The organism is uncultured Roseibium sp. (assembly GCF_947499295.1).
Taxonomy (GTDB): Bacteria; Pseudomonadota; Alphaproteobacteria; order Rhizobiales; family Stappiaceae; genus Roseibium.
Map to the genome: position 1 here is coordinate 1 of NZ_CANMNP010000019.1, position 17,085 is coordinate 17,085.

The 17,085-nt window shown below is 52.7% G+C and carries 26 protein-coding genes and 3 tRNA genes; 19 read left to right on the top strand and 10 right to left on the bottom strand.

What is annotated here, in order from left to right:
• On the bottom strand, nt 1-256 hold a 256-nt coding region (locus tag Q0835_RS24160), incomplete at its 3' end, for a hypothetical protein (protein ID WP_298965099.1).
• 109 nt (nt 257-365) lie between these two features.
• Here Q0835_RS24160 and Q0835_RS24165 point away from each other — a divergent pair.
• The 13 genes from Q0835_RS24165 to Q0835_RS24220 all read left to right on the top strand — a co-directional run bounded on the left by Q0835_RS24165 (nt 366) and on the right by Q0835_RS24220 (nt 6,801).
• Nucleotides 366-971, top strand: coding sequence for a DUF6745 domain-containing protein (locus Q0835_RS24165; RefSeq protein WP_298965101.1), 606 nt, complete (start codon nt 366-368; stop codon nt 969-971).
• 13 nt (nt 972-984) lie between these two features.
• Complete coding sequence (locus Q0835_RS24170; RefSeq protein WP_298965103.1) at nt 985-1,338, top strand: hypothetical protein; 354 nt, start codon at nt 985-987, stop codon at nt 1,336-1,338.
• Between the two features lie 191 nt (nt 1,339-1,529).
• Nucleotides 1,530-1,943, top strand: coding sequence for a hypothetical protein (locus tag Q0835_RS24175; RefSeq protein WP_298965104.1), 414 nt, complete (start codon nt 1,530-1,532; stop codon nt 1,941-1,943).
• Between the two features lie 109 nt (nt 1,944-2,052).
• Nucleotides 2,053-2,211, top strand: coding sequence for a hypothetical protein (locus Q0835_RS24180; protein WP_298965107.1), 159 nt, complete (start codon nt 2,053-2,055; stop codon nt 2,209-2,211).
• Nucleotides 2,208-2,927 carry a hypothetical protein gene (locus Q0835_RS24185; protein ID WP_298965112.1) on the top strand — a complete coding sequence of 240 codons (720 nt, stop codon included), beginning with the start codon at nt 2,208-2,210 and terminating at the stop codon, nt 2,925-2,927. The genes Q0835_RS24180 and Q0835_RS24185 overlap by 4 nt, the downstream gene beginning before the upstream one ends.
• The gene (locus Q0835_RS24190) at nt 2,924-3,547 is read left to right on the top strand and encodes an RAD52 family DNA repair protein (protein WP_298965115.1); all 624 of its coding nucleotides are present in this window, start codon (nt 2,924-2,926) and stop codon (nt 3,545-3,547) included. Before Q0835_RS24185 ends, Q0835_RS24190 begins: the two co-directional genes overlap by 4 nt.
• Nucleotides 3,544-4,083, top strand: coding sequence for an HNH endonuclease signature motif containing protein (locus tag Q0835_RS24195; RefSeq protein ID WP_298965117.1), 540 nt, complete (start codon nt 3,544-3,546; stop codon nt 4,081-4,083). The genes Q0835_RS24190 and Q0835_RS24195 overlap by 4 nt, the downstream gene beginning before the upstream one ends.
• The gene (locus tag Q0835_RS24200; protein WP_298965119.1) at nt 4,083-4,490 is read left to right on the top strand and encodes a hypothetical protein; all 408 of its coding nucleotides are present in this window, start codon (nt 4,083-4,085) and stop codon (nt 4,488-4,490) included. The genes Q0835_RS24195 and Q0835_RS24200 overlap by 1 nt, the downstream gene beginning before the upstream one ends.
• The gene (locus Q0835_RS24205) at nt 4,490-4,954 is read left to right on the top strand and encodes an RNA methyltransferase (protein ID WP_298965122.1); all 465 of its coding nucleotides are present in this window, start codon (nt 4,490-4,492) and stop codon (nt 4,952-4,954) included. The genes Q0835_RS24200 and Q0835_RS24205 overlap by 1 nt, the downstream gene beginning before the upstream one ends.
• A complete protein-coding gene (locus Q0835_RS30405; protein ID WP_366142407.1) occupies nt 4,954-5,292 on the top strand; it encodes an HNH endonuclease signature motif containing protein in 339 nt (112 codons plus the stop codon). The genes Q0835_RS24205 and Q0835_RS30405 overlap by 1 nt, the downstream gene beginning before the upstream one ends.
• Nucleotides 5,292-5,561 carry a hypothetical protein gene (locus tag Q0835_RS24210; RefSeq protein ID WP_298965125.1) on the top strand — a complete coding sequence of 90 codons (270 nt, stop codon included), beginning with the start codon at nt 5,292-5,294 and terminating at the stop codon, nt 5,559-5,561. The genes Q0835_RS30405 and Q0835_RS24210 overlap by 1 nt, the downstream gene beginning before the upstream one ends.
• Nucleotides 5,562-5,593: 32 nt before the next feature.
• The gene (locus Q0835_RS24215) at nt 5,594-5,761 is read left to right on the top strand and encodes a hypothetical protein (RefSeq protein WP_298965128.1); all 168 of its coding nucleotides are present in this window, start codon (nt 5,594-5,596) and stop codon (nt 5,759-5,761) included.
• Complete coding sequence (locus Q0835_RS24220) at nt 5,761-6,801, top strand: integrase (protein WP_298965130.1); 1,041 nt, start codon at nt 5,761-5,763, stop codon at nt 6,799-6,801. Before Q0835_RS24215 ends, Q0835_RS24220 begins: the two co-directional genes overlap by 1 nt.
• Before the next feature lie 81 nt (nt 6,802-6,882).
• Here Q0835_RS24220 and Q0835_RS24225 read toward each other — a convergent pair.
• Nucleotides 6,883-6,959 (bottom strand) — tRNA-Arg (locus Q0835_RS24225).
• A gap of 135 nt (nt 6,960-7,094) precedes the next feature.
• The gene (locus tag Q0835_RS24230) at nt 7,095-7,400 is read right to left on the bottom strand and encodes an ETC complex I subunit (RefSeq protein WP_298820673.1); all 306 of its coding nucleotides are present in this window, start codon (nt 7,398-7,400) and stop codon (nt 7,095-7,097) included.
• 333 nt (nt 7,401-7,733) lie between these two features.
• Here Q0835_RS24230 and Q0835_RS24235 point away from each other — a divergent pair, with 333 nt between their 5' ends.
• Nucleotides 7,734-7,967, top strand: a complete 234-nt coding sequence (locus tag Q0835_RS24235; RefSeq protein ID WP_298965133.1) for a hypothetical protein — start codon at nt 7,734-7,736, stop codon at nt 7,965-7,967.
• A 24-nt stretch (nt 7,968-7,991) separates the two neighbouring features.
• Nucleotides 7,992-8,498: a hypothetical protein gene (locus tag Q0835_RS24240; protein WP_298820676.1), complete on the top strand. Its 507-nt coding sequence runs from the start codon at nt 7,992-7,994 to the stop codon at nt 8,496-8,498.
• On the opposite strand, the gene Q0835_RS24245 is transcribed toward Q0835_RS24240, so the two are convergent.
• The 3 genes from Q0835_RS24245 to Q0835_RS24255 form a co-directional block, all read right to left on the bottom strand.
• On the bottom strand, nt 8,470-9,180 hold the full coding sequence (locus Q0835_RS24245) for a hypothetical protein (protein WP_298820678.1): 711 nt from the start codon (nt 9,178-9,180) through the stop codon (nt 8,470-8,472). The genes Q0835_RS24240 and Q0835_RS24245 overlap by 29 nt on opposite strands.
• Before the next feature lie 283 nt (nt 9,181-9,463).
• Nucleotides 9,464-9,540 (bottom strand) — tRNA-Pro (locus tag Q0835_RS24250).
• Nucleotides 9,541-9,849: 309 nt separating this feature from the next.
• Nucleotides 9,850-10,407, bottom strand: coding sequence for a hypothetical protein (locus Q0835_RS24255; RefSeq protein WP_298965136.1), 558 nt, complete (start codon nt 10,405-10,407; stop codon nt 9,850-9,852).
• A gap of 256 nt (nt 10,408-10,663) precedes the next feature.
• Between Q0835_RS24255 and Q0835_RS24260 the strand changes: the two genes are divergently transcribed.
• A complete protein-coding gene (locus Q0835_RS24260; protein ID WP_298820681.1) occupies nt 10,664-10,924 on the top strand; it encodes a hypothetical protein in 261 nt (86 codons plus the stop codon).
• 350 nt (nt 10,925-11,274) lie between these two features.
• Here Q0835_RS24260 and Q0835_RS24265 read toward each other — a convergent pair whose 3' ends face one another.
• The 3 genes from Q0835_RS24265 to Q0835_RS24275 all read right to left on the bottom strand — a co-directional run bounded on the left by Q0835_RS24265 (nt 11,275) and on the right by Q0835_RS24275 (nt 13,376).
• A complete protein-coding gene (locus tag Q0835_RS24265) occupies nt 11,275-11,760 on the bottom strand; it encodes a DUF192 domain-containing protein (protein WP_298965138.1) in 486 nt (161 codons plus the stop codon).
• Nucleotides 11,761-11,877: 117 nt separating this feature from the next.
• On the bottom strand, nt 11,878-12,459 hold the full coding sequence (locus tag Q0835_RS24270; protein ID WP_298820687.1) for a cold-shock protein: 582 nt from the start codon (nt 12,457-12,459) through the stop codon (nt 11,878-11,880).
• A 152-nt stretch (nt 12,460-12,611) separates the two neighbouring features.
• Nucleotides 12,612-13,376 (bottom strand): Sir2 family NAD-dependent protein deacetylase, encoded by a 765-nt coding sequence (locus Q0835_RS24275; protein ID WP_298965141.1) that lies wholly within the window; start codon nt 13,374-13,376, stop codon nt 12,612-12,614.
• A 54-nt stretch (nt 13,377-13,430) separates the two neighbouring features.
• Here Q0835_RS24275 and gloA point away from each other — a divergent pair, with 54 nt between their 5' ends.
• Both gloA and Q0835_RS24285 read left to right on the top strand, forming a co-directional pair.
• A complete protein-coding gene (gene gloA / locus Q0835_RS24280; protein WP_298965144.1) occupies nt 13,431-13,871 on the top strand; it encodes a lactoylglutathione lyase in 441 nt (146 codons plus the stop codon).
• A 125-nt stretch (nt 13,872-13,996) separates the two neighbouring features.
• Nucleotides 13,997-14,072 (top strand) — tRNA-Glu (locus Q0835_RS24285).
• Between the two features lie 43 nt (nt 14,073-14,115).
• Here the strand turns inward: Q0835_RS24285 and Q0835_RS24290 are convergent.
• Complete coding sequence (locus tag Q0835_RS24290) at nt 14,116-14,970, bottom strand: hypothetical protein (protein WP_298820694.1); 855 nt, start codon at nt 14,968-14,970, stop codon at nt 14,116-14,118.
• Nucleotides 14,971-15,450: 480 nt separating this feature from the next.
• On the opposite strand from Q0835_RS24290, the gene Q0835_RS24295 reads away from it, so the two are divergent.
• On the top strand, nt 15,451-17,004 hold the full coding sequence (locus Q0835_RS24295; RefSeq protein WP_298965147.1) for a caspase family protein: 1,554 nt from the start codon (nt 15,451-15,453) through the stop codon (nt 17,002-17,004).
• Nucleotides 17,005-17,085 lie beyond the last annotated feature (81 nt).

Genomic DNA, 17,085 nt, shown 5'->3' on the forward strand with positions numbered 1-17,085 from the left:
CCACACGCAGCGCCACACTCAGCGCCACAGACAGCGCCACATACAGCGCCACACGCAGCGCCACACGCAGCGCCACACGCAGCGCCACACTCAGCGCCACAGACAGCGCCACATACAGCGCCACACGCAGCGCCACACGCAGCGCCACATACAGCGCCACACGCAGCGCCACAGACAGCGCCACACGCAGCGCCACATACAGCGCCACAGACAGCGCCACATACAGCGCCACACGCAGCGCCACACGCAGCGCCACACGCAGCGCCACAGCCGAAAGCGATGCTGCGCAAGCCTGTAAGGACTTAGCAGGTCAGCTTGGACTTAATTGTGCCCATCATTGGTACAATGTTTATCAAGGCGGAAATATGTGGGCGGCTTATGACTGCTACCTGACCGCAAGCCGCGATATCTTGGGATTAGAACTGCGAGAACACGAGGGCTACAAGTTTTGGGAACTTGCAGCAATTCATGGCGGCTTTCGTGTCATGCACGAAGAGTTTTGCCTAGTTTCCGACTTCCCCGAAGTTCTTAAGGTTGACGACCAAAACGAACCGCATTGCGAAGACGGCCCCTCTCACAGGTGGCGCGACGGCTGGTCCTTGTATCATTGGCATGGCACGCGCATTCCTGCTGAATGGATTGAGGATAAGAGTTCGCTTACGCCGCAGATTGCACTGACCTGGGACAACGTAGACCAGCGTGCCGCAGCTTGTGAAATTCTGGGTTGGCATCACATCATCAACGCCCTTAACGCGCGTGTGATTGACGAAGATGCTGACCCGCAAATCGGGAGGCTCGTTGAAGTCGACTTGCCAGACCACGGCCCGCAAAAATTCATTCATGCGAAATGCGGCACAGGTCGCGAAGTAGCGGTTATGGCCGATAGCCGCGCAAAAACAATCATTGAAGCACAGGCGGCATCTTACGGACTAACCGCCGATCAATTCCTAGTGCCGGAAGTCCGTACTTAAGGAGACTTTGAAAATGAAGACTTTCGAGAAATGTGCAGCTCAGGGAGATGTCCTCTTTGTCAAAGTGGACAACCTTCCAGACGGTTTGACAGAGCAAAAGCCTAACAAACTGAATGAACTTGTCATCACACACAGCGAAACCGGCCACGATCATGTCATGGTTTTGGACCGGGAACCTGAACCCGCAGTGCGTATGTACAGCGGTGACAATCCACTCATGGCTTGGATTGAGGTCAATCGTCCAACAAGTTTGGATCATAAACGCGATCACCACACGCATGAAAGCATTCTGTTCCAGCCTGGAATGTATGAAATCCGCCGTCAACAGGAGCAGACGCCAGAAGGTTGGCGTCGAGTAGCGGACTAATGACCCGCTTTCGCTTTCATCCAACGATTGAAGCTTACGCAGCCTTTGGAATTTCGATGCTAGCACTCGGTTTCATCATAGGCATCGGAGTTTCGTAGCTGCGCGGGGCCTCCACTCTAAATCAAAGCAGCTACACGGGCCGGAGTTCGTCCTCCCCGTCTCCGGCCCAACCAACAACGAAGGATAAGAGAATGAAAAAAGCTCTCCTAGGACTGTTAGCCTTGCCGCTATTGGCCGCATGCCAAGATGACGCGAGAGTTGCTTCTCATAACATTTCAAAGGCCGCCGATAACTTCGAGATCGTGAGGCGCGTTGTGTTCATGAACTCAATCAATGACAGTTATTTGTTTGAAGTGGTTGGCCGCTGCTCCATTGAAGATCAAGGCCCTCAGCTTGAAGTCACCTGCAAAGAAGCTCCCTCGGAATATTCCAAACACTTCTTTGGCAAATCCGACAACACGCCGTACTTGGTCGAACAGCTTGGGACGGTTGATGTGTCGGTCTACCACACACGCATCACTTTCAAGCCGCAGGCCATCATTCCTGACATTGATTTCCGTGGTGACGCAGATGAACTGATGAAGCGGCGAGACACTTCAGACTGACCATAAGGCGGACCTCCCTGGCCGTGCAGCCAGCAACTTAGCCTCTTATCGAGGCCCTTCTCCAAGCCCTCTCTGAGGTTTTCGATAAGGCGATAGAAGGATGTAGACGATGACATCTCAACAGGTAGAGCAGCAGACAAGAGATCTGATCAAAAAGATCGTTCGCGATAATGGCGTGGACGATAAGAGACGGCTCATTTCAAAGCTTCGCGAGGTTTCATTTCAGGCTGAAGTCGCAGCGCAGGAAATCGAAAGGATGTCTCTATGAGCACCGTAGTAAACATTGGGCACAACAACCCGCCTACTCCATTCGATGAGGCAAAAGAGGCTGTCCTATCACTCAAGGAAGAGGCCCAACATTGGTTGGATGGGGCTGAGGTTTCCTCTCAAGCTGAGGCAGATGCTATTGCCACGCTCCTAGATATGGCTAGGAAGGCCAAGAAAAAAACTGATGATTTTCGCAAAGCAGAAGCTAAGCCATTCGATGATGGAAAGAAGGCGGTTCAGGCCAAATTCAAGCCGCTTATCGAAGATTGCGACCGTATCGCTGATGTTTGCAAAGCTGCCAATCTCCCTTGGCTGAAGAAGCTCGAAGAGCAACGCCGTCAGGAGAAAGAGGCCGCGCGCGCAAAGGCTGCTGAAGAAGCGAGAAAAGCTCAAGAGGCAATCGCCGCAGCTAATGCTGCTGACCTTGAGGCTCGCGGAGCGGCAGAGCAACAAGTCAAAGCAGCCCAAGAAGCAGAGCGAGAGGCAAAGAAAGCAGCACAACAAAAAGCTTCCGCAAAAGGCGGGGCTCGGGCGATGGCACTACGCACAGTGTACCGCCATGAAATCGTTGACGCCCGCGAATTTGCTCGTTGGTGCTGGGTTCATGAAAACGAAACGCTGATGGAGTGCCTAAACAGCATTGCTAAGCGCCGCACAGACCTAAAGTTTCGAGACATGCCCGGTGTAACCATCCACGAAGATAAGGTTGCGATATGAGCTTTTCGAAAGAACAAACGTCAGAGCTTCAGAAGAAGCTGGACCCGGCCCATGTCAAGCCGCCAGCACCCGGTAAGTATGGCAACTATATCGAAGGATGGCACGCAATTGCTGAAGCGAACCGCATCTTTGGTTTCGATGGTTGGTCATACAGCGTAAAATCTGTCTCTGAGACAAATTGCCTAGAAAAACAAGATGGCAAATGGGCAGTTGGCTATATCGCTGTTGTTTCTGTCACCGCTGGCGGTGTCACTCGTGAAGACGCAGGGCACGGCCAAGGGCACGGAAAGTCGCTCGGTGATGCATATGACAGCGCCATCAAAGAAGCTGTAACCGATGGCCTGAAGCGTGCTCTTCGCTCATTTGGTAACCCGTTCGGCCTAGCCCTCTATGATAAATCTCACGCGAATGTAGGCGTTGATATCGATTGGGCAACAGAGCGCGACGACCTCACTCGCATGATCCAAGGTTGTCAGAATTTAGACGATCTAGTTGACCTCTGGAAAACACAGCGCTTCCAGCACTTCTTACATCAAGCGCCAGAGGAATTCTCTTCGCCCGTCATCCAGATCAAGGACCGGCAGAAACAGACAATCCAGCAGGTGGATCAGGCGGCATGAAAGATCTTACCCAAGCCATGGCGAAGCAATTGCTTTCGTATGATGCAGATACCGGAAAATTCACATGGAAAAACCGGGAGCGGCAACACTTCAAATCTGAGCGAGATTGGAAGATATGGAACACGAAAAATGCTGGAAAAGAAGCTTTCACCGCAAAAGATGCAAAGGGCTATTCGGTCGGCAGGATCTTTGGCCGTGCGTGTAAGGCTCATCGCATTGCTTGGCTCATGACGCATGGTTGCCACCCTGATGTGATCGACCACATCAACGGTGACCCAGCAGATAACCGCGCGCAAAATCTACGCAATGTTTCTCACAAAGCGAATGGTCGAAACACAAAACTCTCAGCCAATAATTCTTCTGGAATCAATGGGGTTTTTTGGGACAAAAAACGTCAGCAATGGGAAGCAAAAATTAAGGTCGATGGCCGTAGTAAGCATCTCGGCTATTTCAAATCCAAAGAAGACGCTAAGGCAATTCGCAGCCGAGCAGACAATAAATTCGGCTTCCATGAAAACCATGGAGGCGTCCGTTAATGGCCGAACCATTTATTTTTGATTGGGATGGACGCGCACTAGTACCAGCCACCCCATTTGATTTCGAGCGGTGCCAATTGTTCAAGGTGGGGCAGCGATTGAAGGCGGATCGCCTGGTCAAGCCACGCTCTCTTCCGTCGCAACGAAAGTATTGGGTTTCACTTTCCGAGTTTGTCGCAGCGACGGAGTGCGTTCCTACGTCCAGTCACCTGCACAACCTGATCAAGATGAAAACCGGCTACGTCACACCCGCCGCAATGCCTGACGGTTCCTTGTACTGGATACCGGATTCCACTGCGTTCGACAAAATGGGGCAGTCTGAATTCAACGAGTTCGTGTCTAAGGCGGATAAGTGGTGCTTGGAAACGTTTGGCGCGCCCCTTCTCGCTGCACAGGAGGCCGCATAATGCGAGGGTATTCAGCAATTGGCCTTGTTCGCCCTAAAACCTCAGTCAACGTTGGCTCCGTGCTTCGCGCCGCGCAAATATATGAGGCTGGCCTCGTAGTCGTTCAGGGTGCTCGTTGTGAAATCCGAAGCTCAACAGACACCATGAAGGCATACCGGCACCTCCCAGTGCAGCGTACAGAGGATTTGCACAACGCAATTCCATTTGACTGTGTGCCTGTTGGTATCGATCTGGTCGAGGGTGCCGAAAGTCTATTCTCTTTCCAGCACCCGCAACGAGCGTTTTATGTGTTCGGTCCCGAAGACGGTACGCTTGGGAAAGCTCACCTAAATTGGTGCAAGCATCGCGTAATGGTCCCGACGAAAGGTTGCATGAACCTAGCGGCGACTGTGAATGTTGTCTTGTACGATAGGGCGATGAAGGCTGACAGAATGGCCCGTGGGCAAAAGTGGAGCGCCGCCTAATGCCCCGCCTAGAATTTACCCGCAAGACACGCGCTAAAGCCTTCGAACGTGCTTCAGGACGTTGTGAGAAGTGCTCAGCCAAACTCAAGACCGGTGAAGCAGAGTATGACCACATACTCCCAGCAGAACTGGAAGGAGATAACGACCTGCAGAATTGTCAGGTTTTATGCCGCATATGCCATCGCGAGAAAACAACACGTGATGTCCAAGGCATTCGGAAAGCAGACAGGCAGAGAGACAGCTTTTCAGGCGCGAAAAAACCGAAAGGTCGTCCACTCCCTGGAAGCCGAAACTCTAAATTCAAACGCAAGATGGATGGAACAGTGGTGCCGAGATGATGTTCGATAACGACGGGCTAAAGGCAGCGGTTGCCGCTTCATACACAAAGGCTGATGAGCCTGACTGTATCGTGGCCGCCATCCAAGCCTACCTCAAGGCCACTAACAGTGTGATTGTGCCAGTAAACCCTACCAGCGAGATGGCGGAGCAGTCATATGATGCCGTCGCAAATTTTGAAGGAAGCGGATCGAAACACGAAGCGATCTACCGCGCCATGATCCAAGCCGCCCAAGAACCGGAAACCCAAGTTTCCAATACCGCCACTTAGTGTAAAGCAGAAGGTACAAGAGGACTTGTAAAATGGGAGCTGCGCAGACCTTCAAGAAAAGCGATGTTGAGCGCGCCATTAAGGCAGCGAATGACGCTGGTTTTCCTGTTGATAGCGTGGAGATAACCAAAGAAGGCACGATCCGCCTTCTCACAAAGCGCGACGAAAAGGTTGAACCGGACCAGGACTTTGACTTTTAATGTCCAACATGCCGAAACGTCGCCTGCCCCATTTGTCACGTGAGAAGTCCCGCCATGGTCGGGCAAAATGGTTTTTCCGGGTTGGCAAAGGGCCAAGGTTACGGCTTCCAGACGAATACGACACGTCACCCGACTCGGAATTTATGAAGGCGTACAAGGCTGCTCTGAATGGTCAAAAGCCAGAGGTGAAGCCGAAGTCTCGCCACAGCCAAAACACTCTTGGCTGGCTCTTTGACATGTATCAACAAAGTGCAAAATTCCAGTCCTTGGCGGATGGAACACAGCGAGCCCGTGCGAACATCATAAAGGGCATCGTTGCGAAAACCGGACATATCCGCCTAGCGAATGTAACGGAAAAGAAAATCCGCCAAGGACGGGAATCTAAGGCATCGACGCCAGAGGCCGCGAACAACTTTCTGAAAACGATGAAGGCTGCGTTCGCCTGGGGCGTTGATTCTGGCCTGATCGATGATGATCCGGCTCGAAATGTAAAAAAGATCCAGACCAAGACAGATGGATTTGAGCCTTGGACGGAAGAAGATATCGCGAAGTTTGAAGTCAGGCACGCACTTGGCACGCGTCAGCGGTTGGCACTTGATATTTTCCTCTGCACCAGCTTTCGCCGTAAGGACGGCCACCTGCTCGGAAAGCAGCACGTCAAAGACGGCATCATTCGTTACCGCACATCTAAGCAAGGGGTTTGGGTAGAAATGCCCCTGCTCCCGCGCCTACAGCAGTCTATCGAAGCAACCGAAACAGGCGACCTAACTTTTTTGATTACTGAAAAGGGAAAGCCTTTTGCAAGCGCCGCCAGCCTTGGAACCTCGTTTCGCAAGTGGTGTGATGAGGCCGATGTGAGCAAGAGCATTCACGGAATTCGGAAATTCAATGCAGAGGTCGTTGCCGAGGGCGGCGCTACTGAACATGAGATGATGGCGCTCTTCGGATGGCAAACAGCCGACATGGCGTCGCTGTACGCAAAGAAGGCGAATCGCGGGAAGCTTGCCCGTCGCAGCGCCCACCTTCTGGACCGAAAATAGAACATTTTCCCCGCACCTTGAAAGTTAGGTGCGGGGAAATTATCTATAAGTAACTGACAAATATCAACAAAAGGAGGAGGGTGGCGACCCCGGCAGGATTCGAACCTGCGACCATTCGCTTAGAAGGCGAGCGCTCTATCCAGCTGAGCTACGGGGCCATGTTACCTGTTCTGTTGCAGCTGATAATTCACTGTGCGACTGAAAACAACGTCGGAATTGAATAGGCATGGCCAATTTCAACAAACAATCCGGAACTAGGCTACATCAACCCATGTCCAGAAGCTTGTGATACCTCAATGCGTCCAGGGAGCTACCCGGTTGAATTTGAAATTGTCTGAATAGGCAGCGCCACGCACTTTGCGCTCTTGAGCTTTCTCCACCCGATATGGAATTCCATGACGTTTGGCGTAAGCAACGGCTTCTTCCTGGCTCTCAAAATAGAGCCGGATCTGCTGTTTCATGTCAGATGAAGAAGTATAGCCCATAAGCGGCTCTACAGATTTGGCGGCTTCCGGCTCATAGTCCAGCACCCAACGATGGGTCTTTGCCTTGCCCGATTGCATGGCGGTTTTCGCCGGACGGTAGATGCGCGCAACCATGTGAGTGTGCCCTTAAACGATTTCGCAGAGTATCACTTCTCTTCAGAAGCTTTTTCCTGCCTTTTGGAAGGAAGTCAACACTTAGCCTGTTGTCGCCCCCCCAAAAACAATCCGAATTGCCAATTTGACGTTTACCACTCGTTGGATTGTGACGCGACGTGAGATGACGAAAGCTGCAACTTGTGCTATCAACTTTCCTAACGTGACCTTTTGAAAAAACCACAACAATCAAAAGGGAACGTCTTAGACAAATGCACAAACAGATGCGTGATACAGCCGGTCTTGTCACCAAGATATGCCGAGACCAAAAAGAACAACACAACAGGATGGCTTATGCATTACCCGTTTCTCAAAAACCTGGGCGCCTCCTTACCGGAGCACTTTCAGCCGACCGCCTCCAAACCAGTCAATTTGAAGTCAGCGATCGACAAGGCAAACTTGACTGAAATGTGGGACATGATCCTCACGCTGGACTATGGTGTGTCCGAAGTCGCTGACCTTAGCCCGGAAAAGCAGGATGAGTTCCTTAATGTCATGTCCCTGCTTCTGAAAGCCTTCAATCGGTAACCTCGAACTGACAACGGAATTTAATTGCTGAACCGCCCAAAGACAGTCTTTACGGAACTCGGGATCGAGGCCATAGAAAATGGCCTTGCGGACCCGCTGCTATCCGCCTTCTACGAGGCGGTCATGGCTTCCGCTGACGGCAGTTTCAGACAGACCATGCAACCTTTTCTGCCGCACCTCAGCCTGTGTTCGGACAAGGTCACGGAATTTGCGCCACCGCCTATCTTTTACGTTGGCAAGGAAAGCGGGCAACGTCAGCTTTTTGGAGACGATTGGGCAACTTCGACGGGTTCCAACGCAGCTCTTCGCACGCCTGATGCCGATCTTGAAAGAGCGTCAGCCGAGGGCTATCGTAACGCTCTCTCGGGCAAGCCCTACTATGGCTACGCCAGAACACCCATTTCCGTCGATGGACAAGAATATGAGATTGCGTTCGAGCGACTGATTATCGCCGTGCGCCCTCACATCAGAGCCAACTATCGGATCTGCGCCTATCTCGGCATCATTCAGGATCTTCAGCCAAAGTCCTGATGATCAATTTCGCCAAGCCGAACAAGTCGCTCCTGGTCGAATACACGAGCCAATCATCCGGCCTGATGTGGCCAGGCGCGATATGCCAATGTGTTCCCCTCGGAACGAACCTGCGATACCCCACCCGGACGCCGAAGCCCTTTTCAGCAGCCTTGGAAGCCATAAGGCCGTAAAGGTAGTCGGGCGACCATTTCAACAAGGAAACGAGGAAACCAAGCTGTGTCAGCGGTTCGGCCAGCCCCTTGCCTCGAATGTCGCCTCTCAGCCATAGATTTCCGTGATAGACGATCCGGCCACGCATGAAATAGGCGTCGTGGGCATGCTCACTGCCAAAACGAACCTGTGGGTTCGGGTCGACGAACATCCGGCGCTGCTGCTGTTGCCAATGATCGGCCAGGCTCCTGTCCTTAAGGTCCTCCACCTTGGCTGCTTGGACGGAAACTATGTTGCCACTGCTGTTGTAAGCACCGATCCAGAACGCAGTTGCCCCGTGGAGATCGAAGAACCTGGGCGAGAAATCCTCCATTAGGTATTTGTCTTCGGTGGATCGGATCGTTTTTTCAAACAGCCCAAAATCCGCGCTCTCCTTTAAGGACAGCCCGGTTTTATGAATTCTGGTTTGAATGGCGGCAATGGCCGCGGATATCTCCAGCGTGCCCTGCTCGTCCGGGTCCGGTCCCATCTGCCCTGCCTGGCGCCGTCCAGCTTGTGAAGGCGCCTCCCCTGAAGGATCAAATTTGTCGGAGTGCCAGAGTGTTCTTCTGTAGGGCGATGCACAAGGTCGCTTGTGTGAGCGCGCCAAGTTATCCCGGTTTTATCAATGATTGCCCTAAGAATAGCAGCAGCAATACATGCGCCGTTGCGCCCAACCCGTGCAAAGAAAGAATCGCGTCAGAAAACACAAGCCAAAAGTCCCGACACCACGATGGCGCAGTCCTGTGTTCAAACCGTTATTTTGGGAAAAATGGTCGGGGCAGCAAGATTCGAACTTGCGACCCTCTGGTCCCAAACCAGATGCGCTACCAGGCTGCGCTATACCCCGATCCGTTGATTTCGAGGGGTGTATCCGCGTTCGGCGTTGGCGTCAAGGGCGAAGAATTTAAGAGCAATCCAAGGCTTGTGGAAAGAAGTCCAACAGGCCAATCGAACTCTGGGCTGCATCGAACGCTCGTTCCCTCATCTCTCGATCTAGTATTCCGAGAGACCGCGCAGGAAACTGCTCTAACCTGATGCCTTCATAACCGACCAAGCATCAAGCTTCTTGGAGCTCTATCGGGTTCCAGGTCGAATTCTGTGTTTGACCACACAAGAGGCCCCAACCGTAAAGTGTCCTGCCATCTTCGGCAGATAGTCAGTCCCACTCAGGTATGATTTCCACTTTCCCCTTCCAGCCGTAGCTGCCTGCCATCGAAACCCTGAGCTCGCTCACCGGGTTGGCTGTGGTTGACAAATATGGGTGCTCGAACTGATGGTCCAGGTCATCGAGGGTAATCGACCAGCCGCCACGAGGTTTGAAGTCGTTGAGCCAGACCCAACCTGAATAGTAGTAACCCCAGTTCTTGAAGTGCCGAGGATTGATGTAACGCTGCAAGACACGCTCACTTGTTACGCCCATTGCAACCGCACCGGCAACAGTTGAGACGTATTCGTTCTTCAACATGTTGTGCGGTATTTCGTAAAAATGGGTCGCTGCGTGGACAGCTTCGTTTGCGAGTGTACTGGCATGACGCGCATTGCCTATCCTCGGCATAAATCGCAACTTGATCGCTTTTTCATCGTCCAGGTATCCCCCGCGTCCTCCCAGGTCAGGATCGACGTCAATTGTAATTGCATTGGTTTCAATCAGTTCGGCAATCTTGCGATAGTCCTGTGCACGCATGGTTGTCGCACCATGACTGATCGTGGGCATTCTTCGGGATAAATCCCTAAGAATCGTCGCGGCGGAATTGTTTACACCTGCCATGAAAGTTGCTGCGCCCGACCCTTTGCTGAAATGTGCAGGTGGGACCCAACTGGATGATGGGACGTATATTATTCCGTCCTTGCCATCAGCTGTTAGAGAACTGTCGAACTTGAAATTCCCGCTGGGGTCAAGGCGCCAGCATCCGACCGCGTTTTGTAAGTACCAATTCACTTCGAGCGGGTCCTGGGTCTGGAAGTTGAAAATGATCAAGTCCCAGGGGTTCTGGCGTCCAACGGCGCGCGCATGCGTCCAGAAATTTCCGTCGGTTGCCCATCTGGCAGCAGCGGCGTCTTTCGGCGGCCAGGTTGAGATCAAGGATTTCGGTTTTTTCATCTTGGGCACGCCGGGCGCAGGGCTACGGGCGGCACCGGGGAAAATGGAACTCATGTTGCTTACTCTCAAATACAAAAAAGTCGGTCGAAATCAGCACCAGAAAGAAGAGCTGTTTCTCAAAATCATCTAAAGGTTCGCGACTTCAATTCATGCGCGGAAAGCCAGGTGTTTTGCCAGCCAGGAACTTGCCTGCATAAGCTGGTATTCGATAATTGTTCCATGGGTAAGGTGCCGCCAACGGCGTGACCAACAATCTGTCGATCAACACGGCGAACGTAGCATTGCAAGGTCGAATAAAATGGTGATTGAAATCACAAATTTCCTGATGCCGAGGTCTGAAGACTGACCTGGTTCCAATTCGGAAAATTCACAAGGCAAATCGGCCTAAAGCAATACGCTCCGTAAGCGTCAAAGTAACGCTCAAGCAGCGATACGCGTAAAATTTCCGCTGCTCACCTTGTCTACCGTTTCCAGAAGAAACTATTCAGTCATCATAGAAGGGCTGGAAACGCCGTCTCCAGGTTCAAACCCCAGCTTGGCGGCAAGACCTGCATTGAGCTCAAGCACATATTTGGCAGGCTCGCGCGAAGGAATGACGTCTTCAGAAAACGGGGTCGTGTCAGCTGCAATCGACACAATCCACCCTTTGGCATCGATGTAGATAATATCGAGTGGCAGCGGAGTGTTCTTCATCCAGAAAAATCGCTCACCCTCACCTTCGAAGACAAACAGCATTCCATGATCGGCGGCCATCTCTTCGCGGAACATGAGGCCTCGGGCTCTCTGCCGATCCGTGGATGCGACCTCTACTGTAAATGTGTGCTCGTTGTCGCCGGAGCGAACGATCAGTGTTTCTGTCGGCAAGGGAGCAACGTCTTCCTGAGACTTTGCAGGCGAGATCTCAATCACCACAAACAAAACTAAAAACGATAAGACGACCGAGCGAGCCGCAGGGGGGAAAATCATACGTTTGAGCTCCGTTCGCCGAAAATTGCAGCGCTTCTGGAATACACAACGAAACCGTTGCCAAACAAAAAGGCCGGAACATGTCCGGCCCTTGAATTCAGGTAAGCTGACTTACCGTCAATGAGACGCTGGGATGTGAGTTCCTGCACCCATTGGCCGAATTTCAGCTGCCATACGACCCTTGGGTCCATTCCCGAACCTGACGAGAACGTCCTGTCCAGGCCGCAACTCGGTAATTCCAAAGCGGCGAAGTGTTTCCATGTGAATGAAGATGTCCTCAGACCCCTCGCCCTGGGTTAGAAAGCCGAACCCCTTCACACGGTTGAACCATTTGACGGTCGCCTTTTCAAAACCGCCTTCCGGTACGACCTGAACATGCGTTCTGGACGGAGGAAGCTGCGAGGGATGTGTTGCCGACGTTTCATCCATAGAAAGGATGCGAAACGCCTGAAGTCCTCGAGGCCGGTCAAGCACCTCGCATACAACTCGTGCGCCTTCATAGGCGGTCTGATAACCATCCCGCCTGAGGCAGGTAACGTGGAGCAGGATGTCGCTTTCACCGCTATCCGGCACAATGAAGCCGTAGCCCTTACCGACATCGAACCATTTAATCGTTCCGGCGATCTCGAAAACATCAACGGCAACATCTTCCGTCATTGTATCGAGTGCGCGGGGTTCCCCTGCGGTTTTAACCCCCATAGCCATTTGTCCCGTCTCTGGTCCGCATCATTCAGCTAAAGACAAATATCGACTCGCCCGATAGCTGATTCCTAACAAAAAGGATAACATTGTGCTTTGTGTCGAGAAGGGAAATTGTCGAACTAACCACAGACCATTTGCTCGATTTTCCGTTATTCTTCATCAAATTCGGCAAAAGTCTGTGCCAAAGGTGTGCGAATGACTGTTGAAGCATAAGAATCGAGCGGCGTTTCTTCTCCGTTGAGAATCACCAGTTCTGCACCGGTCTCTACAGCCAATGCCGGAAGTTGAGCTGCCGGGTGTACGACCAGAGATGATCCGAGGACCAGAAAGAGATCGCATTCCTGTGCAGCTGCCGCCGCGTTTTGCAAAGCCGCCTCCGGCATCTGTTGACCGAAGCTGATAACTGCAGCCTTCAACAACCCGCCACATCTCGCACAAATAGGGCTGCGGCCGATTTCAACTGTATCTCGTTGGTCTTCCAGTTCCGCACGCACCCCACAGGAAAGGCATGAGGCAAATGTGGAGTTCCCGTGAATCTCAATCAGCCTTTCGTCAGGAAATCCTGCTTTCTGATGAAGTCCGTCGACATTTTGCGTCACCAGACGCTGTAGACACCCATCTTTAGCCAATGAACTCAGTGCCAGGTGTGCCGCATTCGGCGAAGCTTTCTGAAAGTAATCCTGCATCTCGAAACGACGGTCCCAGTCTTCCAGCCGACTTTCTTCCGACCTTACAAAGTCCTGGTATTGAACCGGCTGTCGTTTGGACCATATCCCGCCAGGCGAACGAAAATCCGGAATGCCGGATTCTGTCGAAATGCCAGCACCAGTCAGAGCGACTATCCGGTGGTAGGCACCGCGCTTGAATTGTGCGACATAGTTGCGAGCTTCGGCCAGTCCTGTGATGGTCTTCATGGGTCGGTCACTCGCCTTTCAGACAACCTCATTCGATTGGGAAAAGGGTAGGATATGCGTTATTTGCACACAATGGTTCGGGTCACCAATGTTGACGATTCCCTTGATTTTTACTGCAACAAAATGGGGATGAAAGAACTGCGCCGCCATGAAAGTGAAAAGGGTCGTTTCACTCTAATCTTTCTAGCCGGCTCTGAAGATATTGAAGCCGGCAGGGCCAACGCCGCACCTCTTTTGGAACTCACTTACAATTGGGATCCGGAGGACTATGACGGCGGGCGAAACTTCGGTCACCTCGCATTCGAAGTCGATGATATTTACGATTTCTGCGACAACCTTCAAAAACAGGGCGTTACGATCAACCGGCCGCCGCGCGATGGCCGCATGGCATTTGTTCGTTCGCCGGACAACATTTCAATTGAATTGCTGCAAAAAGGCGAAGCCCTTGAAATCAAAGAGCCTTGGGCCTCAATGACAAATACCGGCGAGTGGTAATTCACGTCGGTTTTCAACATATGCAAGCCTGGTTTCCTGGGCTTGCAAAAAATTGTCGCAAAGGCTCTTGCGGGCGTGAGCATTCCCGCCTATAAGCCTCCCCACGACGCAGCTGTGTCGACCGCGCGCCCATCGTCTAGCGGTCTAGGACGCCGCCCTTTCACGGCGGAAACACGGGTTCGAGTCCCGTTGGGCGTGCCATTTTTCTCTAGGAAATTTCGAGCCGTTATTGCCTGGTGTGGTGTCAAAACTCACCTGGGGAAACGTACCTTCTTTTGATCTCAATGGCCGGATCATCTTTTCTGAACAACGTTCTTCCCGGAAACTCGGTCTGATAGAACTCGGCGATATCAGCGCCCGTCGGCCCTGCAAAAGCAATCCGGCCATTTGGAAAGAAAATATCCAGTTCATCATCTTCATGTTCGCTGGCGTATGTTTCTTGTGAGCCGTGAAGAACCATGGTGACGCCAATTTTGTTGTTCACATAGTGCTGCACATCGAAGAATTTCGGCGACCGTGCATGCTCCATGCCCAAACGCTCCTCCTTCACGCGCAACAGCCTCTCCGGTGCTTTCATGTCCACGATGCCATACAGGTCGAAATCCCCGTGGATGCACTTTCCCGCGCGAATAAGAGAGTTCGAGGCGAATTTCACGCAGCCGTAGTACGGATCTTTAGGGTTAAGCTCGACGAAATAGAGCCCGCCATGGGGAATATAGGTCAGCGTTTGCTGTTGAAAGAAACTGTCCATCTCCGGTCGAAGCTTGGCTTTGAAATTGTTCCATTCTCCAACAGCTTTGGCGTAGCGGCCCTCCTTATAAGCAGACGGTCCGAAAATCGTCGGATCAACCACCAGACCGGCAATACAGCCACGTTTTGCCGCCGATGGTTTGCTGCCTATTGGCAGTACATCGAAATCGGCGGTCTTCGCCTTGCAGTCGAGACGCTTGGGCGACGCGTAGTCCTTGCCGATATGTTGGAGCGTTGCCGTGTTTGTGCGCCGAACCAAAATCGCAGCTTCATAAAGCATTGCTGCTTCGCGAAACACTTCGACATGCTCTTCAAGCATGTGTTTGAGGATATCAGCACTTCCAGCCATAAAACGGTCTCCCTATCTTGCAGGCTCGTCGTCAGAGCCAGCCGGACGGAACAGTTGCAATGATATTAAGGCTAACAGAGCTTCCCAAGCCAATAACGTGACAGCAGTCACAAATCGGCGGTCAGCCTTCTTGATGGCGACTTAAGACCCGGCTCTGGCAACGTCTCCTTGGCGCAACCCCCTGCCCTTGGGGTACCCAGCTTAACCCATTGCAAATTTTGCTGGTAAATTGTGCGTGCAATCGTGGCGTTCTCCAACTTGATTGTCTATAGTCGTTCCTGGATTCCAGGGAGCTTTTCCATTTGAAACAAGCAGGCTCCCGCGTGCAGGGGTTGGGGAACTCGGAATGCCAGTTCCTGTGACGTCTATTACAGAATTGAATTGCCAAAGGGGGTACGTCTTCTTTCAAGAGGACGAAGACCTCGAAAATAAGATCGGCTCACCCGACAGGCAACCTAAGATCGACGAGAGGACATTGAAATGTTCACACGAATGATCGCCGTGCTGGCAATACTGATCGCAGGGACAGCTCCGGCACTCGCGAAGCGTGTTGCCCTGGTTCTTGGCAACGGCGCATACGAACACACAGTACCCCTACCCAATCCAGCCAATGATGCAGAGCAGATGGCTGCCAAACTGCGCAGCCTGGGATTTGATGTCGTTGCGGGTCAGGATCAGACCTACACCGACATGCGCAGATCCGTCATGAACTTCGCAAAGAAGGCTTATGGCGCAGAGATCGCGATCCTGTTTTATGCAGGGCATGGCCTGCAGGTGGGCGGCCAAAACCACCTTGTTCCAATTGACGCGACGATTGAAGACGAAACGTCACTGGATTTCGAAACCATCACGGTCGACTTCATAATGCGCCAGATGTCCAAGGACGTGAAAGTGCAGATGGTGTTCCTTGACGCCTGTCGCGACAACCCGCTCGCACGCACGCTTTCTCGGCGCATGGGTCCGACCCGCTCAGGCAGCGTTGGCCAAGGTCTTGCGGAAATCAAGATGGAAGAAACCGGTGGTGAAGGTTCGGTTATCGCCTTTGCAACCAGCCCCGGCGATGTGGCTCTTGACGGTGAAGGCGCAAACTCGCCGTTCACGTCTGCTTTGATCCGGCATATCGACACCCCGAACGCGTCGATCCAGACCGTCATGACTCGCGTTACCGGAGACGTTTATCAGGAAACGGAAAAGCGTCAGCGTCCTTGGGTCAATGCTTCCCTGATTGGCGAAGTGTTTCTCAACAAGCAGGCATCTGTGGCGAGTGGTCCGACAACTGAAGTTGCATCTCTCGGCACGACGCCTACGACAACGCCTCAGCCGGTCGCAACAACATCAGCAGTTGCTGCAACCACCCAGTCCACTATTGACTGGGAGCGTGAAAAGCTGATCTGGGAAACGGCCAAGGCCAGCAACACGGTCGACGACTACCAGTCGTACCTGGAAGCTTATCCGAATGGCACGTTCACAAACTTTGCCCGCAACAGCATCAAGCGTTTGCAATCCGGAAGTCAGGTAGCTGCGGTCAACCCAGGTGCTACGGTTGTTCCAGGTCAAGCAGGTGTTGCCGCGACCATGCCCGACCCGCAGAAGGCAATTCCAGGCACGCAGGTTACAGAGTCTTCGCTTGGCTGGAACCGGACTGCTCGTCGTGAAGTGCAAACCCGTCTCAACCTTGTGGGATTTGACGTGGGCCGTCCGGACGGCGCCTTCGGTCCGAAAACCCGCGCAGGTGTCGCTGGATGGCAGACAGCCAACGGCATTGTTCCGACCGGCTTCTTTACACCGGCGCAATATGCGTTGCTGACGACCCAGACCGCTGCTCAATATGCGGCCTATCAAGCAGAAGTGCGGCAGAAGCAACAAGCCGCAGCAGCTTCGCGCAGCAGCACCAGCAGGTCGACAACGACCCGTCGGACCAACAACACCACGACCACACGACGCAGCAACAACGGTGGCGGTGTAAACCCGGCTGGCGCGGCGTTTATCGGCGGCGTTGTCGGTGGCATTATCGGTGGCGCGATCGGCCGCTGATAAAGCGTCCTCCAAGACAAAAGAGCCCGGCTTCTTCGAACGCCGGGCTCTATTCATTTCAGGGTTGGTTCTGAAAGATCT

What these genes read in the sequence shown, in the direction of transcription:
- Q0835_RS24165 (WP_298965101.1), top strand. Translation starts at nt 366, where the DNA reads ATGTGGGCGGCTTATGACTGCTACCTGACCGCAAGCCGCGATATCTTG.
- Q0835_RS24170 (WP_298965103.1), top strand. Translation starts at nt 985, where the DNA reads ATGAAGACTTTCGAGAAATGTGCAGCTCAGGGAGATGTCCTCTTTGTC.
- Q0835_RS24175 (WP_298965104.1), top strand. Translation starts at nt 1,530, where the DNA reads ATGAAAAAAGCTCTCCTAGGACTGTTAGCCTTGCCGCTATTGGCCGCA.
- Q0835_RS24180 (WP_298965107.1), top strand. Translation starts at nt 2,053, where the DNA reads ATGACATCTCAACAGGTAGAGCAGCAGACAAGAGATCTGATCAAAAAG.
- Q0835_RS24185 (WP_298965112.1), top strand. Translation starts at nt 2,208, where the DNA reads ATGAGCACCGTAGTAAACATTGGGCACAACAACCCGCCTACTCCATTC.
- Q0835_RS24190 (WP_298965115.1), top strand. Translation starts at nt 2,924, where the DNA reads ATGAGCTTTTCGAAAGAACAAACGTCAGAGCTTCAGAAGAAGCTGGAC.
- Q0835_RS24195 (WP_298965117.1), top strand. Translation starts at nt 3,544, where the DNA reads ATGAAAGATCTTACCCAAGCCATGGCGAAGCAATTGCTTTCGTATGAT.
- Q0835_RS24200 (WP_298965119.1), top strand. Translation starts at nt 4,083, where the DNA reads ATGGCCGAACCATTTATTTTTGATTGGGATGGACGCGCACTAGTACCA.
- Q0835_RS24205 (WP_298965122.1), top strand. Translation starts at nt 4,490, where the DNA reads ATGCGAGGGTATTCAGCAATTGGCCTTGTTCGCCCTAAAACCTCAGTC.
- Q0835_RS30405 (WP_366142407.1), top strand. Translation starts at nt 4,954, where the DNA reads ATGCCCCGCCTAGAATTTACCCGCAAGACACGCGCTAAAGCCTTCGAA.
- Q0835_RS24210 (WP_298965125.1), top strand. Translation starts at nt 5,292, where the DNA reads ATGTTCGATAACGACGGGCTAAAGGCAGCGGTTGCCGCTTCATACACA.
- Q0835_RS24215 (WP_298965128.1), top strand. Translation starts at nt 5,594, where the DNA reads ATGGGAGCTGCGCAGACCTTCAAGAAAAGCGATGTTGAGCGCGCCATT.
- Q0835_RS24220 (WP_298965130.1), top strand. Translation starts at nt 5,761, where the DNA reads ATGTCCAACATGCCGAAACGTCGCCTGCCCCATTTGTCACGTGAGAAG.
- Q0835_RS24230 (WP_298820673.1), bottom strand. Translation starts at nt 7,400, where the DNA reads ATGGTTGCGCGCATCTACCGTCCGGCGAAAACCGCCATGCAATCGGGC.
- Q0835_RS24235 (WP_298965133.1), top strand. Translation starts at nt 7,734, where the DNA reads ATGCATTACCCGTTTCTCAAAAACCTGGGCGCCTCCTTACCGGAGCAC.
- Q0835_RS24245 (WP_298820678.1), bottom strand. Translation starts at nt 9,180, where the DNA reads ATGGGACCGGACCCGGACGAGCAGGGCACGCTGGAGATATCCGCGGCC.
- Q0835_RS24255 (WP_298965136.1), bottom strand. Translation starts at nt 10,407, where the DNA reads ATGCCCACGATCAGTCATGGTGCGACAACCATGCGTGCACAGGACTAT.
- Q0835_RS24260 (WP_298820681.1), top strand. Translation starts at nt 10,664, where the DNA reads ATGATCAAGTCCCAGGGGTTCTGGCGTCCAACGGCGCGCGCATGCGTC.
- Q0835_RS24265 (WP_298965138.1), bottom strand. Translation starts at nt 11,760, where the DNA reads ATGATTTTCCCCCCTGCGGCTCGCTCGGTCGTCTTATCGTTTTTAGTT.
- Q0835_RS24270 (WP_298820687.1), bottom strand. Translation starts at nt 12,459, where the DNA reads ATGGGGGTTAAAACCGCAGGGGAACCCCGCGCACTCGATACAATGACG.
- Q0835_RS24275 (WP_298965141.1), bottom strand. Translation starts at nt 13,376, where the DNA reads ATGAAGACCATCACAGGACTGGCCGAAGCTCGCAACTATGTCGCACAA.
- gloA (WP_298965144.1), top strand. Translation starts at nt 13,431, where the DNA reads ATGCGTTATTTGCACACAATGGTTCGGGTCACCAATGTTGACGATTCC.
- Q0835_RS24290 (WP_298820694.1), bottom strand. Translation starts at nt 14,970, where the DNA reads ATGGCTGGAAGTGCTGATATCCTCAAACACATGCTTGAAGAGCATGTC.
- Q0835_RS24295 (WP_298965147.1), top strand. Translation starts at nt 15,451, where the DNA reads ATGTTCACACGAATGATCGCCGTGCTGGCAATACTGATCGCAGGGACA.